Origin of the sequence: Nonomuraea roseoviolacea subsp. carminata (genome assembly GCF_024172185.1) — a bacterium.
GTDB classification, from domain to species: Bacteria; Actinomycetota; Actinomycetes; order Streptosporangiales; family Streptosporangiaceae; genus Nonomuraea; species Nonomuraea roseoviolacea.
The window spans coordinates 7,673,435-7,687,340 of record NZ_JAMZEC010000001.1 but is presented as its reverse complement, the minus strand read 5'-3'; the positions used below and the strand labels follow the sequence as shown (position 1 = coordinate 7,687,340).

The window sequence follows — 13,906 nt, the reverse complement described above, 5'->3', positions numbered from 1 at the left end:
GCCTTTCTCTCGGACTATTGGCAAACGCTAGACCCGGGCCCGCGCCATTCATCGGGGTTTTCGCTGGCGGCGCATTTCTCTCAGGGCGCATTCCTCCGAGAGCGAATATTCATCGACATATACTCGCGGATGTGAGAAAGAACCTCCCCCGCCGCTGGGCCTGCCTCATCCTGGGCGGGGCGCTGCTGATGCCGTACATGATGGCCGGGGCCCTGGTCGCCGGGCTGACCGCCGGCCGCCAGGGCGAGTTCCTGCTGCCGCTGCAGGTCGGGCTGTACGCGGCCGTGCTTCCGGTGGTGGCGGTCACCGGCCTGTTCCTGCCGGTGCGGGGGCTGGAGGTGAGCGCGGCGCAGGGGCTGCTGGGCGCGCGGGTGGAGACGCCGCCCCGCGAGGCGCGTCGCTCGTGGCAGGAGCGGCGGCGCACGGCCGCGTGGTTCACGCTGCACCTGGCCGTCGGGGGCGTGGTCAGCGGCTTCACGCTGGCGATCGTGCCGTTCACCGCCTACACGCTGGCGCTGCCGTTCTTCGGGGGGCCGACGCCGGTGCTGGGCGTCGGCGTGCGGCCGGGCTGGCCGGCGCTGGCGTGGACGCTGTCCGGGATCGTCGCGCTGGTGGCGCTGGTCCTCATGGTGGCGGGGGCGGGCGCGCTGCTGACCCGGCTGGCGCCCGTGCTGCTCGGCCCGACCCCCGGCGAGCGGCTGGCCGCGGCCGAGGAGCGGGCGCGGGTGCTGGCCGGGCGCAACCGGCTGGCCCGCGAGCTGCACGACTCGGTGGGCCACGCGCTGAGCGTGGTCACGCTGCAGGCGGCCGCCGCCGGGCGCGTGCTCGACCGCGACCGGGAGACGGCGCGGACGGCGCTGGACGCGATCGAGCGGTCGGCGCGCGCGGCCCTGGAGGACCTCGACCACGCGCTCGGGGTCCTGCGCGCCGGCGATCCGCCGGGCGGGCCCGGCGCCCCGGCCGGCCGGGCGACGCTGGACGATCTCGACACGCTCATCGCCGCGTCGGGGGCGCCGGTCGAGCGCGAGGTGGGCGACGTGTCCGGCGTTCCGGCGCCGGTCTCGCGGGAGGCGTACCGGATCGTGCAGGAGGCGCTCACCAACGCCATCAAGCACGGCCGCTCCCCGGTACGGCTGGCGGTGGCCGTGCGCGACGGCTGCCTGCGGCTGGAGGTGGCCAACCGCACCGCCGCCCCGGCGCGCGCGACCGGGCCCCGGGGCGGCCGGGGGCTGGAGGGCATGCGCGAGCGCGTCCGGCTCCTGAACGGCGACCTGGACGCCGGCCCGGCGGAAGGGGAGGGCCCGGCGGAAGGGGAGGGGTGGTGGCGGGTGAGCGCGCGGCTCCCGCTACGGTCGGCGCCATGACGGTGAGGGTCGTGATCGCCGACGACGAGGACCTGGTGCGCACCGGTCTGCGCGTCATCCTGTCCTCCGAGCCGGGCGTGGAGGTGGTGGGCGAGGCGGCCGACGGCGCGGAGGTGCTGCCCGTGGTGCGCCGCGAGCGCCCCGACGTGGTGCTCATGGACGTGCGGATGCCGGCCGTGGACGGCATCCAGGCCACCCGGCGGCTGGTGGCGCTGGACGACCCGCCGAAGGTGCTCGTCGTCACGACGTTCGAGAACGACGACTACGTCTACGACGCGCTGCGGGCCGGGGCCGACGGGTTCCTGCTCAAGCGGACCCGGCCGGACGAGCTGCTGCGCGCGGTGAAGCTCGTCGCGGCCGGCGACACGCTGCTGTTCCCGGCGGCGATCCGGGCGCTGGCCGCGCACCGGCCCGGCTCGGACGTGCCGGGCATCGACCGGCTGACCGGCCGGGAGGGCGACGTGCTGCGGCTCATGGCCCGGGGGCTGTCCAACGGCGAGATCGCGGCCGAGCTCGTCGTGGGCCAGGAGACGGTCAAGACCCACGTCGGCAACGTGCTGGCCAAGCTCGGCGCCCGCGACCGCACCCAGGCCGTCATCGCCGCGTACGAGTCGGGCTTCGTCTCCCCCGCCGACCCCCGCTGACGAGCCGGCGCCGCGCCCGACCGGCCTGCCCTCGCGGCGCCGGCCGGCGGCCGGATCAGGTGGCCGAGCTCTCCAGGATGCGGGCGGCGGGCAGCACGGTGCTCTCGGCCGCCGTCATCCCGGTCGCCGCCAGGTGCGCCTCCACCAGCCGCAGCCCCACCGCGTACCCGGCCATGTCGGGGATGCCGCGCGGCTCCCCGCCGAACAGGCGCGCCGCGGAGTCGCCCAGCACGTACGCGGGGGTGTTCATCATGCCGGGCAGGTCGATGTCCGCCATGATCCGCTCGTAGGCCCGGTCGAGCTCGGCCCCGGTGACCTTCGACGACCACGGCCCCATCGCCTCCGGCCCCGACAGCTCCCGCACGAACGCCTCGGCCAGCCCCTCGGCGACGACGTGCTCGCCGACGGTCACGGCGACCGGGTCCCACTCCACGGTGGTGTGACGGACGGCGTGGTGGAACTCGTGGACCGCGCAGTGGGCGATCCGCCCGACGACGTCGTCGGCGGGCCAGGCCAGCAGGTACAGCCAGCCGCGCGAGCCCGCCATGCCGTAGTAACCGCCGGTCACGTTCATGAGGTAGTCGTCGTCGGGGTTGCCGAGCATCAGCATGACCTGGAGCCGGTCCGGCTGCCGGACGTCCTCGAGCCGCTCGGCGGCGCGGTTCAGCTCGCGCTCGACCTGCCCGAGGACGTCCTCCTCGATCATGCGGCGGACGGCCGGCAGGTAGCGGGGGTCGTCGGCGTCGACCCGGAAGCCGTTGCCGCGGTGGTGCAGGTCGACGCTGTCGCCCGGCATGGGGATGGCCGGCCGGATCGGCGCCAGCACCTCGCGCAGCAGGTCGGGGCGGCGCTCCAGCGGCTGCTCCAGCAGCTCGGCCATGGGCGTGAGGGTGTCGTGAACGATGAACTCCATGCCGCCGGACGCTAAAGGCTGACGTCACGTCAGGCTCAAGCCGGTTTTCAGAGCTGCTGGTCCTGGCCCTGCTCCTCGCCCGGTGAGCGGCCCGGCGAGCCCTGGCCGCTCTCGCTCGGCGACGGCGTCGGCGAGGGCGAGGGCTGCTGCGGCTCGGGCGTCATCGGGCTGGGCGGCGGCGTCGGCTCGAAGTTGGTGGGCGGCAGCGGCCGGGGCAGCGGCTCGCCGTCCGACCTGCCGAACAGCAGCAGCAGGGCGATCGTCGTCAGCAACGCCACCAGCACGGCCAGCGCCAGGGCGGCCATGAGCACCCGCCTGCGGGTCTCGGTGAGCGGGGCCGGCCGCGGCGGGGGTCCGGGCAGGGCGGGCTCGCGGTCGGTCAGCCAGTACGGCACGAAGTCGGGGCCGTGCGCGGGCCCGATGAAGGTGCCCCCGACCATCACCGGCCCGAGGAACCACTCGGCCCCCGGCCGGCCCGGCAGGTACGGCACGGCCACCCACGGCGCCTGCCCGGTCTCCATGGCCAGCACCTCGGGCGCGCCCTCCAGCACGGCGGCCCGCGGCCGGGACACCCGGACGAGCCAGCCGCGCATGCCGCCGCCCCGCGCCGACGCCTCCCGCATCGTGGTCACGAAGCGCTCGCGCGCCGCCGCGTCCAGGGCGGCCCCGTGGGTCAGCACGGCCAGGGACACCGCGCGGCCGTCGGCGCCCTGCCCGAGGTACACGAAACCGGCCGGGGCCTGGTGCAGGCGCGCCTGCACGACGAACGGCCCCAGCCGCGGTGGATCGCCATACTGCAGCGGACTTGCCACGTTTGCCATGAAAGCACAGACGTGGCGTGATGCACGTTCGCGGGACGTTTGGTGGAATGGGCGTCATGAGCGTCGCCGAAGAGTTGCCAGGCGGGACGGACGCGGGCGTGCTGCGTCAGGCCCTCGACGAGGTCCGGCGGGTCATCGTCGGGCAGGAGCACATGGTCGAGAGGCTGGTCGTGGCCCTGCTCGCGCGCGGGCACTGCCTGCTGGAAGGGGTTCCCGGCGTCGCCAAGACCCTGGCCGCCTCCACCCTGGCCACCGTGGTGGGCGGCACGTTCGCCCGCATCCAGTTCACTCCCGACCTGGTGCCGAGCGACATCGTCGGCACCCGCGTGTTCCACCCGTCCAACGAGAAGTTCGACGTCGAGCTGGGCCCGGTGTTCGTCAACTTCCTGCTGGCCGACGAGATCAACCGGGCCCCGGCCAAGGTGCAGTCGGCGCTGCTGGAGGTGATGGCCGAGCGGCAGGTGACGCTGGCCGGCGTCACCCATCCGCTGCCCCGGCCGTTCATCGTGCTGGCCACCCAGAACCCGATCGAGTCCGAGGGCGTCTACCCGCTGCCGGAGGTGCAGCGCGACCGGTTCCTGTTCCGGGTGCGGGTGCCGCACCCGAGCGCGCACGAGGAGCTGGAGATCCTGCACCGCATGAGCGTCACCCCGCCCACGCCGGCGCGGGTGCTGGAGCCGGAGCGGCTGCTCGCCCTGCAGGGCGCGGCCGAGGCGGTCTCGGTGCACCAGCTCGTCGCCGACTACGTGGTACGGCTGGTCATGGCCACCCGCTCGCCGGCCGAGTACGGCCTGGCCGACCTGACCGAGACCATCGAGATCGGGGTGAGCCCGCGCGCCACCCTGGGGCTGGTCTCCGCCGGGCGGGCCCTGGCGCTGCTGCGGGGCCGCGACTACCTGCTGCCCGACGACGTGCGCGACGTGGCCGTGGACGTGATGGCGCACCGGCTCATGCTGACGTTCGACGCGCTGGCCGACGGCGTGGACCCCGAGCAGGTGGTCAGGCAGATCCTGCACGCCGTGCCCCCGCCCCTCGTCGTCTGGAACCAGAACCGGTGACTTCCAGCAGTACAGCGGAGCAGGCGCTGCGGCGTCTGGAGCTGGTGGTGACCCGCAGGCTCGACGGCCTGCTGCACGGCGCCCACCTGGGGCTGCTGCCCGGCACGGGCAGCGAGGCCGGCGACAGCCGGGTCTACGTGCCCGGCGAGGACGACGTGCGGCGCATGGACTGGGCGGTGACCGCGCGCACCACGGTGCCGCACGTGCGCGACCTGATCGCCGACCGCGAGCTGGAGACGTGGGCGCTGGCCGACCTGTCGCCGAGCATGGACTTCGGCACGGCCGACACCGACAAGCGCGACCTGGTGGTGTCGGCGATCGGCGCGATCGGGTTCCTGTCCAGCCGCATGGGCGACCGGTTCGGCGCGCTCGTGCTGCACGACGAGTACGTCCACCGCATGCCCGCCCGCACCGGCCGGCCCGCCCTGTACGGGCTGCTGCACTCGCTCATGGACGCCCCGCGCGGCCGGCCCGTGCCCGACGCGCCGGATTTGGCCGAGGGGATCGAGGTGCTGTCGGCCACCCGCAGGCGGCGCGGCATGCGGGTGGTGGTCTCCGACTTCCTCGACGCCCACCCGGAGCTGGACCCGGCGGCCGAGCGGCCCTGGGAGCGGCCCATCCGCCGCCTGGCGGCCCGCCACCAGGTGCTCGCGGTCGAGGTGATCGACCCGCGCGAGCTGGAGCTGCCCGACGTGGGCCGGGTCGCGTTCGCCGACCCCGAGACCGGGAACGTACGCGACGTGCATCTCTCACCCAAGATCCGGCAGGCGTATGCCGAGGCGGCGGCGGCGCAACGCGAGGGCACCCGGGCGGCGCTGCGCCGCGCCGGCGTCGCCCACCTCGTGCTGCGCACCGACCGCGACTGGGTGTTCGACGTGGCGCAGTTCGTGCTGCGCCAGCGCCGCATGAGCCACCTCGCGCACCGGAGATCCTCATGACCTTCCTGGCTCCCGCGTGGCTGTGGCTGTTCGCGCTGCTCGTGCTGCTGGCCGCCGGTTACGTCGCCGCGCAGTTCGCCCGGCGCCGCTACACCGTGCGCTTCACCAACCTGGCGCTGCTCGACCTCGTCGCGCCCGCCGGTCCGGGCTGGCGCCGGCACGTGGCGCCGGGGCTGTTCCTGCTGATGATGGCGCTGCTGGTGTTCGGCGCGGCCAAGCCCGCCGACCAGGTGCGCGTGCCGCGCGACCGCGCCACCATCATGATCGCGCTGGACGTGTCGCTGTCGATGGACGCCGGCGACGTGCGGCCCAACCGGATCAGCGCGGCCAAGACCGCGGCCCAGACGTTCGTCAAGGAGCTGCCCGACCGCTTCAACGTGGGCGTGGTGTCCTTCGCCCGCTCCGCGAACGTCGTCATCTCCCCCACCACCGACCACCAGGCCGTGATGACCGCCATCGGCAACCTGTCGACCCGGCCGGGCACGGCCATCGGCGAGGCGGTCTTCAACGCGCTCGACTCGGTCCGCTCGTTCGACCAGGAGGCGGTCACCGACCCGCCGCCGGCCGCGATCGTGCTGCTGTCCGACGGCGACAACACCTCGGGCCGCTCGGTCAACGAGGCCATCGACGCGGCCAAGCAGGCGCGCGTCCCCGTCTCCACGATCGCGTACGGCACGCAGGAGGGCACGGTCTCCATCGACGGCCGGCCGGTCAACGTGCCGGTGAACAAGCAGACCCTGCAGTCGCTGTCCGACGGCACCAGCGGGCGCGCCTACGCGGCCGAGTCGGGCAGCGAGCTGCGCGACGTCTACGAGCAGATCGGCACCTCGCTCGGGTTCAAGCTGGTGAACCAGGAGATCACCCAGTGGTTCATCGTGGCGGCGATCGTCGCGGGCGTGCTGGTGGCGGGCGCCGCCGTCCTGTTCGGTGCGCGGATCCCGTAACGTTCAGGCACGTGGCCCACTACTTCTCCGAACAGCCGGGAGCCGCCAGCAGGCCGGGCGCCGTCGATCTGGTGCTGCCCGACCTGCACCTGCGGCTGGAGACCGACCGGGGCGTGTTCTCGCCCGAGCGGGTCGACCTCGGCACGCGCGTCCTGCTGGAGACCGTCCCGCCCCCGCCGCGCGAGGGCGACCTGCTCGACCTGGGCTGCGGCTACGGCCCGATCGCGCTGACCATGGCCTCGCGCGCCCCGCAGGCGACGGTGTGGGCCGTCGACGTCAACCGCCGCAGCGTGGAGCTCACCGAGCGCAACGCCCGGGCCGCGGGCCTCGGCGGGGTGCGGGCCGTGCACGCCGACGAGGTGCCGGACGAGGTGACCTTCCAGGCCATCTGGTCCAACCCGGCGATCCGCATCGGCAAGCCGGCCCTGCACGCGATGCTCACCAGGTGGCTGTCGCGCCTCGCGCCCGGCGGCGTCGCCTACCTGGTCGTCCAGAAACACCTCGGCTCCGACTCCCTGCAACGCTGGCTCGGCGAGCAGGGCTGGCAGGTCTCCCGCGAGACCTCCCGGGCCGCCTACCGGATATTGAAAGTGGAAGCATGAGAAGGCAGCTGCGCCCCACCGACGTCAAACGGCTCAACCGCGCCTGGCGGCGTCAGACGGGCAACCGGCTCTCCCTGATCCTCGAGTCGGTCACCGGCCCGTTCAACGTGGGGTCGATCTTCCGGACCGCCGCGGCGTTCGGCGCCGACCAGATCTGGCTGGCCGGCAACGCCACCCCGCCGACCAACCCCAAGGCCGGCAAGACCGCCCTCGGCACCGAGCGGCTGGTCACCTGGCACGAGGCGATGCCGGCCGCCGACGCCGTCAAGGCGGCCCGCGACGACGGCTACGCGGTGCTCGCGATCGAGCTGACCGCCGGGGCCGTGCCGCTGCACCGGGCCGACCTCGGGCGCGACGTGTGCCTGGTGGTCGGCAGCGAGGACCACGGCTGCTCCCCCGCCCTGCTCGACGCCGTGGACGGCGTCTGCTACATCCCGCAGGTCGGCCGCGTCGGGTCGGTCAACGTCGCCGTGGCCGCCGCGATCGCGCTGGCCGAGGCGCGCCGCCAGGAGTGGCAGAATCTGGCTGAGTTGCCGGAGTCTCCCTGATTTTGGGGGATGCTCGCTGATTCGTAACCGTCGCTCGCATCCACATCCGCATCCACGGAAGGCATACTTCAGGACGTGCTCAGCCGTCGCTTCGCCTTTCTCGACCATCCGGGCCCGCTCGCCTTCGCCCATCGCGGGGGCGCGGCCGAGGGCGCGGAGAACTCCGCCGCGGCCTTCGAGCGGGCGGTCCGGCTGGGCTACACCTATCTGGAGACCGACGCGCGGGCCACGGCCGACGGCGTGCTGCTGGCCTTCCACGACCCGACGCTCGACCGGGTGACCGACCGGCGCGGGCGCCTGTCGGAGCTGCCGTACCGCGAGGCCGCCCGCGCCAGGATCGGCGGGGAGCACGAGATCCCGCTGCTGGAGGACCTGCTCGGCACCTGGCCGGAGGCGCGCTTCAACATCGACGTGAAGGAGGCTGGCGCCATCGCGCCGCTGGCCGACGCGATCCGGCGCACCAACTCCTACGAGCGGATCTGCCTGACGTCGTTCTCCGACGAGCGGCTGCTGATGGCCCGGGCCGCGCTCGGCCGCGAGGTCTGCTCGGCGCTCGGCCCGCGCGGCGTGGCCGCGCTGCGCGCCGCCGCCTCGACCTCCGGCTACGGCCGCCTGCTGGCCCGCCTGTCGCGGGCGGGCGTGCCCTGCGCGCAGGTGCCGATGGGCTTTCGCGGGCTGCGCGTCACCACGAGCCGCCTGGTGCGCACGGCGCACGCCATCGGCATGCAGGTGCACGTGTGGACGGTCAACGACCGGGCCCGCATGGACGGGCTGCTCGACCTCGGGGTCGACGGCATCATGACGGACGACATCACCGGCCTGCGCGACGTGCTCGACCGCCGCGGCCAGTGGCATCCCGGCCGCATGGCGGCCTGAGCAGTGCCCCGTACAGCAGCGCGCACAGCAGCCCGGACAGCGTCCTAGGAGCGACTCGACACCATGCCCGTACCCGCACCCCCCGCGGTTCCCGACGACCCCACCGCCGACTCGCCGGCCGCGCGCCGGCGCGAGCAGCGCGGCTGGTACGTCTACGACTGGGCCAACTCCGCGTTCTACACCACGATCATCTCGGTGTTCCTCGGCCCGTACCTGATCCCCGTGGCGCGCACCGCGGCCTGCGCGAAGGACTTCCCTGCGGTCGCCGCCGAGACGTGCGCGCGCGACTTCGACAAGCTGGCCGCCGCGCACCCCGGGCTCGGGTACGTGGACGTGCTGGGCGCCGACGTGCGGCCCGCGGCGTTCTTCGGGCTGACGCTGACCGTCGCGGTGTTCCTGCAGATCGTCTTCCTGCCGATCGTGGGCGCGCTGGCCGACCACACCGGCCGCAAGCGCGAGCTGCTCGGCGCGTTCGCCTACGTCGGCGCGCTGGCCACCATGGGCCTGTACTTCGTCGAGGGCGACCGCTACCTGCTCGGCGGCGCGCTGTTCGTCGTCGCCAACCTGGCCTACGGCTCGTCGGTCGTCGTGTACGACTCGTTCCTGCCGCAGATCTCCACGCCCGACGAGCGCGACGCGGTGTCCTCGCGCGGCTGGGCGATCGGCTACCTCGGCGGCGGCCTGCTGCTGGCCCTCAATCTGGTGCTCTACCTCCGGCACGAGAGCCTGGGCCTCAGCGAGGGCATGTCGGTGCGGATCAGCATGATGTCGGCCGGGCTGTGGTGGGCGACGTTCACGATCGTGCCGCTGCTGCGGCTGCGCAACCGGCCGGTGCCCGTCCACGAGGGCACGGCGCTGCGCTCGGTGGCGGGCAGCTTCCGCCAGCTCGGCCGCACGCTGGCCGAGCTGCGGCGCTACCCGCTGACCCTGCTGTTCCTGGTGGCCTACCTCGTCTACAACGACGGCATCCAGACCGTCATCGGCAACAGCGCGGCCTTCGCCTCCGAGGCGCTGAAGCTGAGCAAGACCGTGCAGATCAGCGCGATCCTCATGGTGCAGTTCGTGGCGTTCTTCGGCGCGCTGCTGCTGGGCCTGCTGGCCCGCCGGTACGGCACCAAGCGGACCGTGCTGGCCAGCCTGGTGGTCTGGACGGTCATCGTCGTCGCCGCGCTGTACGTCCAGGAGGGGCAGGCGACGCAGTTCTACCTCATGGCGCTGGCCATCGCGATCGTGCTCGGCGGCACCCAGGCGCTGTCGCGCTCGCTGTTCTCCCAGGTGATCCCGAAGGGGCGGGAGGCGGAGTACTTCAGCCTGCTGCAGATCAGCGACAAGGGCTCGGCGTTCATCGGCGCGCTGACGGTGACGATCGCGCTGCAGCTCACCAACAGCTACCGGATGGCCATGGTCTCCATGATCGTCTTCTTCGTGGTGGGCTTCGTGCTACTGGCCCTGGTCAACCTGCCCAAGGCCATCCGGGACGCGGGCAACGAGGTGCCCCACCGGATCTGACTCCCGGCCGCCGCCCGCGCCGGCCAGCGGGGCGGCGAGAACCATCGTGCCGGGCCCCTGGGCCGCGCCGGGCCCGGCGACGGGGGTGACCGTGTCGGCGTTCGCCTCGCCGCCGCAGTGGGGGCAGGTCACGACGGGGGTGAACCGCTCGCCGCAGGAGTGGACGAGCAGCGCGGGCGGCCCGCCGGGCGGCGTGGCCCAGCGGTCGCCCCAGGCCATCAGCGTGAACAGCGCGGGCACGACGTCGCGGCCCGCCTGGGTCAGCTCGTACGCGTAGCGGACCGGCCGTTCCTGGTACGGCCGGCGCTCGACCACGCCCGCCGCCACCAGATGTTCCAGCCGCCGGGTCAGCAGGTTGCGCGAGATGCCGAGGTCCTCGGCCAGTTCGTCGAACCTGCTCAGCCCGAGGAAGAGGTCGCGCAGGATCAGCGGCGTCCACGGCTCGCCGAGCACGCCGACGGCCTGGGCGATGGAGCAGTGCATCTCACCGAACCTGTTCACGGCACCAGCTTAGTGGGTTGATAAAGTGAACTTATGTCAGTTCACATTCAGGACTCACCAGTGAGGGCCTACCGCGAGGCGGGCGAGGCCAAGAACGTCGACGCGGTGATGGCGACGCTGTCGCCCCGGGTCTCCTTCCACTCCCCGCTCACCGGCTCGGCACCCTTCGAGGGGCACGCCCGGGTGCGCGACCTGTTCGCCGCGGCCCTCGGCGCGCTTTCGGACCTGCGCTACCACACCGACGTCGGCGACGAGCGGACCCGCATGGTCGCGGCCGACGCCCGGCTGGGCTCGCAGCGCCTGGAGGAGTCGGCGCTGCTGCGACTGGACGAGCACGGGCTGATCGAGGACATCACGCTGTGGATCCGGCCGCTGCCGGGCCTCACGGCTCTCATGGCGGCCCTGGGGCCCCGGCTGGCGCGGGCCGGGGGCAAGCCGGGACTGGCGGTGCTGATGGCGGCGGCCACCCAGCCGCTGGCGGCCATGACCCGCCTCGGAGACCGCACGCTCGTCCCCCTGCTGAACCGCCCCTGACACCGCCCACCAGAAGACCGGAGCACTGAAAAGAGAGCACTGCTCTTGACGAACGCCGCTCCCAGGCGAGAGCATTGCTCTCATCAAAGAGCGATGGTTTCACCTGGGAGTGGTCATGAGTCCTCGTCTCACCGCGTCGGCGCTGGCGTCCGCCGGTCTGCTGTTCCTCCTCTACCCGGCGGTCCGGCCCGCGGGCGACGACGCCGCCGCCATGGCCGCGCCCGCCTGGGTGACCGGGCATCTGGCCGCCATGCTGGGGTTCGTGCTGCTGGGCCTCGGCCTGCTCGGGCTGCGCGAGCTGCTGGGCGACCGGCTGTCCCTGCGGGCCGTGGCCGTGACCTGGGTGGGCGCCGGCCTGGCTCTCCCCTACTACGGCGCCGAGGACTTCGGGCTGCACGTGATCGCGCGCAGGTCGCTGCGCGACGGCGCGCCCGCGCTCATGGAGCTGGCCGGCGAGTTCCGGTTCCATCCCGTGCCGATGACCATGTTCGCCGCCGGGCTGGCGCTGCTCGGCGTCGGGACCGTGATGGCGGCCGTCGCGGTGCGGCGCTCGGGGGTCATGGCCGCGTGGAGCGCGGCGCCCCTCGCGCTCGGGTTCGCGCTGTTCATCCCGCAGTTCTTCGGCCCGTACCCGCTGCGGGTCGCGCACGGCGCACTCATCGCCGCCGGGGGTCTGTGGCTGGCGGCCGAGGTGTGGCGCTCGGGCCGGCGCGTGGCCGCGCGTTGAGGGGTGGGTCGCCCGCGCCTGAACATCGTCGGCCCTCTGCCGGATGCGGGCAGCTCCCACATGCGCGAACCCCGCTCTCACGGGGGCCGTCGCGCCTCTGGAGGTAACTCCTGAGCGCCCGCGCGGTTGGATCACGCCACGGGTGGGAATCCCATCACGGTATCAAGCGTTAGACACCGTGGGAGACAGACCCCCCGCGCAATGGGGGCCCTGTAGGAGGCATTCAGACATGGGCGAGCGAGCACTTCGTGGCACCCGGCTCGGGGCAACCAGCTACGAGAACGACCGTAACACGGATCTGGCCCCACGCCAGGAGGTGTCTTACACCTGTCCGAAGGGGCATCTCTTCGAGGTACCGCTCGCCGCCGAGGCTGAGATCCCCGCGACGTGGGAGTGCCGCATGTGCGGCGCCACCGCGACGCGGGTGGACGGCGAGCAGCCCGAGTCGAAGAAGACCAAGCCGCCGCGGACACACTGGGACATGCTCCTGGAGCGGCGGTCGATCGAGGACCTGGAGGAGGTGCTCAACGAGAGGCTGGCCGTCCTGCGCGCCCAGCGTCGTAAGAGCGCCTGAACTCGTCTTCACGGTGTGAGGCCCCCGGGCAGCCGCCCGGGGGCACCTTGTTGGACGCCGGTTCCCGATGACGGGGACCGGCGTTCGCCGTACCCGTGCGCCTTTCCGGGCGTCCTTTTCGCGGCGCCCTTTCGTGCTCTTCGCGGGCTCCTTTCGCGGCGTTCAGTTGCCGCAGGAGCAGTCGCACCCCTCACAGCAGTCACAGCAGTCGCATGAGCACTGGCAGCAGTCGCAGCAGCCCTCGCAACCGTCGCAGCCGTCACGCAGGTAGCAGCGGTCGTCCCAGGCGGCGTTCTTCAGCTCGCTCCACTCCGGCCGCCACAGCCCGCACGTGACGACGGTGCCCGCGGCGGCCACCGTCCGCAGCGGCCAGGCCGGGCGCCGCCGGGACGCCTTCTCGTGCCCGCCGCCGAAGGAGCGGGCCACCGCCCGCCGCACCTCCGTGCCGAGCAGCACCTCCACGAGGTGCCGCTGCTCCAGCTCCAGGTCCCGTACGGCGAGCGCGATGCCGTGCGCGGCGTCGTCGCAGAGCCGCCGCGCCTCGTCGCGGCCGGTGCCCGTGGCGGTGAGCGGGTTGAACGCGCCCCGCGCCGCGTCCTCCTCCTGGTCCTCGGCGGCGTCGAGCAGGTGGGCCAGGCGGCCGAACAGCGTGCCGATCTCGGCCAGCGCCGCGGTGTTCCCGGGACGGCCGGCGAGGACGGCCGTGTGCGCGAACGCCGCCGCGACCGCCTCCTCGGTGGGCCGGGTCAACTCCAGCAACCCGACCGCACCCCCCCTCGCGCCCACTCCCCCGCCCGGGGCCGCCTCGCGCCCTCCCCGGTCGAGCAGGGCCGTGGCGGCGCGGCGTTCCAGCGCGACCTGCCGGTCGGCCGCCGTCGCCAGCGTCGCGGTGTCGAACCCCACCTCCGCCCCGAGCCGCGCCCCGGCCGCCTCCCAGCGGGTCGCCAGGACGCGGCCCGCGACGCCCGCCGCCGGGGCCGAGTCGCCGTCGGCGGCGTGGTCGCGGAGCCGCCCGGCGGCCAGCACGAGCGACACCGAGGCGGCCAGCCGCGCCCCGCGCGCCCGGTGGTCCACGACGTCGGCCCGGCGGAACCCGCGCAACGCGCACGGGCCCGCGGTGCGGTGCGGGGAGGCGGACGGGAGCTGGGCCTCGGCGAGCACCGAGACGATCAAGGTGTCGTAGTTGGTGGCCAGCCGGGCGGCCTGGCCCTGCCCGTCCCGCAAGGTGAGGCAGAGGCCGCACAGGTGGGCGCGCCACGCGTCGCGCACGCTCGCGCAGGCATGCGTGACGCAGGGGCGGATGATTCCGAACACACAACCTCGCCGGTCTTGGAACGATCTATGCGATTGGTC

The 13,906-nt window shown here is 73.7% G+C and carries 16 protein-coding genes; 12 read left to right on the top strand and 4 right to left on the bottom strand.

The window, feature by feature from the left end; genetic code table 11:
- Nucleotides 1-131: 131 nt before the first annotated feature.
- Nucleotides 132-1,364 (top strand): sensor histidine kinase, encoded by a 1,233-nt coding sequence (locus tag HD595_RS35725; protein ID WP_253776905.1) that lies wholly within the window; start codon nt 132-134, stop codon nt 1,362-1,364.
- The gene (locus HD595_RS35720; protein ID WP_253776903.1) at nt 1,361-2,008 is read left to right on the top strand and encodes a response regulator transcription factor; all 648 of its coding nucleotides are present in this window, start codon (nt 1,361-1,363) and stop codon (nt 2,006-2,008) included. Before HD595_RS35725 ends, HD595_RS35720 begins: the two co-directional genes overlap by 4 nt.
- Nucleotides 2,009-2,063: 55 nt before the next feature.
- Here HD595_RS35720 and HD595_RS35715 read toward each other — a convergent pair whose 3' ends face one another.
- A complete protein-coding gene (locus tag HD595_RS35715) occupies nt 2,064-2,921 on the bottom strand; it encodes a DUF2268 domain-containing putative Zn-dependent protease (RefSeq protein WP_253776900.1) in 858 nt (285 codons plus the stop codon).
- 47 nt (nt 2,922-2,968) lie between these two features.
- On the bottom strand, nt 2,969-3,742 hold the full coding sequence (locus tag HD595_RS35710) for a hypothetical protein (protein ID WP_253776898.1): 774 nt from the start codon (nt 3,740-3,742) through the stop codon (nt 2,969-2,971).
- 56 nt (nt 3,743-3,798) lie between these two features.
- Between HD595_RS35710 and HD595_RS35705 the strand changes: the two genes are divergently transcribed.
- The 7 genes from HD595_RS35705 to HD595_RS35675 all read left to right on the top strand — a co-directional run bounded on the left by HD595_RS35705 (nt 3,799) and on the right by HD595_RS35675 (nt 10,217).
- Nucleotides 3,799-4,800 (top strand): AAA family ATPase, encoded by a 1,002-nt coding sequence (locus tag HD595_RS35705; RefSeq protein ID WP_253776896.1) that lies wholly within the window; start codon nt 3,799-3,801, stop codon nt 4,798-4,800.
- The gene (locus tag HD595_RS35700) at nt 4,797-5,738 is read left to right on the top strand and encodes a DUF58 domain-containing protein (protein WP_253776894.1); all 942 of its coding nucleotides are present in this window, start codon (nt 4,797-4,799) and stop codon (nt 5,736-5,738) included. The genes HD595_RS35705 and HD595_RS35700 overlap by 4 nt, the downstream gene beginning before the upstream one ends.
- On the top strand, nt 5,735-6,682 hold the full coding sequence (locus tag HD595_RS35695; RefSeq protein ID WP_253776892.1) for a VWA domain-containing protein: 948 nt from the start codon (nt 5,735-5,737) through the stop codon (nt 6,680-6,682). The genes HD595_RS35700 and HD595_RS35695 overlap by 4 nt, the downstream gene beginning before the upstream one ends.
- 11 nt (nt 6,683-6,693) lie before the next feature.
- Nucleotides 6,694-7,284: a class I SAM-dependent methyltransferase gene (locus HD595_RS35690; protein ID WP_253776889.1), complete on the top strand. Its 591-nt coding sequence runs from the start codon at nt 6,694-6,696 to the stop codon at nt 7,282-7,284.
- Nucleotides 7,281-7,832: a TrmH family RNA methyltransferase gene (locus HD595_RS35685; protein WP_253776887.1), complete on the top strand. Its 552-nt coding sequence runs from the start codon at nt 7,281-7,283 to the stop codon at nt 7,830-7,832. Before HD595_RS35690 ends, HD595_RS35685 begins: the two co-directional genes overlap by 4 nt.
- Nucleotides 7,833-7,907: 75 nt before the next feature.
- Nucleotides 7,908-8,708, top strand: a complete 801-nt coding sequence (locus tag HD595_RS35680; protein WP_253776885.1) for a glycerophosphodiester phosphodiesterase family protein — start codon at nt 7,908-7,910, stop codon at nt 8,706-8,708.
- Nucleotides 8,709-8,771: 63 nt separating this feature from the next.
- Nucleotides 8,772-10,217: an MFS transporter gene (locus tag HD595_RS35675; protein WP_253776883.1), complete on the top strand. Its 1,446-nt coding sequence runs from the start codon at nt 8,772-8,774 to the stop codon at nt 10,215-10,217.
- Here HD595_RS35675 and HD595_RS35670 read toward each other — a convergent pair.
- Nucleotides 10,149-10,718 (bottom strand): winged helix-turn-helix transcriptional regulator, encoded by a 570-nt coding sequence (locus tag HD595_RS35670; protein WP_253776880.1) that lies wholly within the window; start codon nt 10,716-10,718, stop codon nt 10,149-10,151. The two genes, HD595_RS35675 and HD595_RS35670, sit on opposite strands and share 69 nt — an antisense overlap.
- A gap of 33 nt (nt 10,719-10,751) precedes the next feature.
- On the opposite strand from HD595_RS35670, the gene HD595_RS35665 reads away from it, so the two are divergent.
- From HD595_RS35665 to HD595_RS35655, 3 genes are all read left to right on the top strand, one after another.
- Nucleotides 10,752-11,252, top strand: a complete 501-nt coding sequence (locus tag HD595_RS35665; protein WP_253776878.1) for a nuclear transport factor 2 family protein — start codon at nt 10,752-10,754, stop codon at nt 11,250-11,252.
- Between the two features lie 115 nt (nt 11,253-11,367).
- Complete coding sequence (locus HD595_RS35660) at nt 11,368-11,979, top strand: hypothetical protein (protein ID WP_253776876.1); 612 nt, start codon at nt 11,368-11,370, stop codon at nt 11,977-11,979.
- Nucleotides 11,980-12,208: 229 nt separating this feature from the next.
- Nucleotides 12,209-12,553, top strand: coding sequence for an RNA polymerase-binding protein RbpA (locus HD595_RS35655; RefSeq protein WP_175589473.1), 345 nt, complete (start codon nt 12,209-12,211; stop codon nt 12,551-12,553).
- A 162-nt stretch (nt 12,554-12,715) separates the two neighbouring features.
- On the opposite strand, the gene HD595_RS35650 is transcribed toward HD595_RS35655, so the two are convergent.
- Entirely contained in the window at nt 12,716-13,867 is a 1,152-nt protein-coding gene (locus tag HD595_RS35650) for a DUF5685 family protein (protein ID WP_253776874.1), read from the bottom strand.
- Nucleotides 13,868-13,906: the final 39 nt, after the last annotated feature.

Coding starts and splice junctions, on each gene's coding strand:
- HD595_RS35685 (WP_253776887.1), top strand. CDS start 7,281: ATGAGAAGGCAGCTGCGCCCCACCGACGTCAAACGGCTCAACCGCGCC.
- HD595_RS35655 (WP_175589473.1), top strand. CDS start 12,209: ATGGGCGAGCGAGCACTTCGTGGCACCCGGCTCGGGGCAACCAGCTAC.
- HD595_RS35720 (WP_253776903.1), top strand. CDS start 1,361: ATGACGGTGAGGGTCGTGATCGCCGACGACGAGGACCTGGTGCGCACC.
- HD595_RS35695 (WP_253776892.1), top strand. CDS start 5,735: ATGACCTTCCTGGCTCCCGCGTGGCTGTGGCTGTTCGCGCTGCTCGTG.
- HD595_RS35665 (WP_253776878.1), top strand. CDS start 10,752: ATGTCAGTTCACATTCAGGACTCACCAGTGAGGGCCTACCGCGAGGCG.
- HD595_RS35705 (WP_253776896.1), top strand. CDS start 3,799: ATGAGCGTCGCCGAAGAGTTGCCAGGCGGGACGGACGCGGGCGTGCTG.
- HD595_RS35660 (WP_253776876.1), top strand. CDS start 11,368: ATGAGTCCTCGTCTCACCGCGTCGGCGCTGGCGTCCGCCGGTCTGCTG.
- HD595_RS35715 (WP_253776900.1), bottom strand. CDS start 2,921: ATGGAGTTCATCGTTCACGACACCCTCACGCCCATGGCCGAGCTGCTG.
- HD595_RS35675 (WP_253776883.1), top strand. CDS start 8,772: ATGCCCGTACCCGCACCCCCCGCGGTTCCCGACGACCCCACCGCCGAC.
- HD595_RS35710 (WP_253776898.1), bottom strand. CDS start 3,742: ATGGCAAACGTGGCAAGTCCGCTGCAGTATGGCGATCCACCGCGGCTG.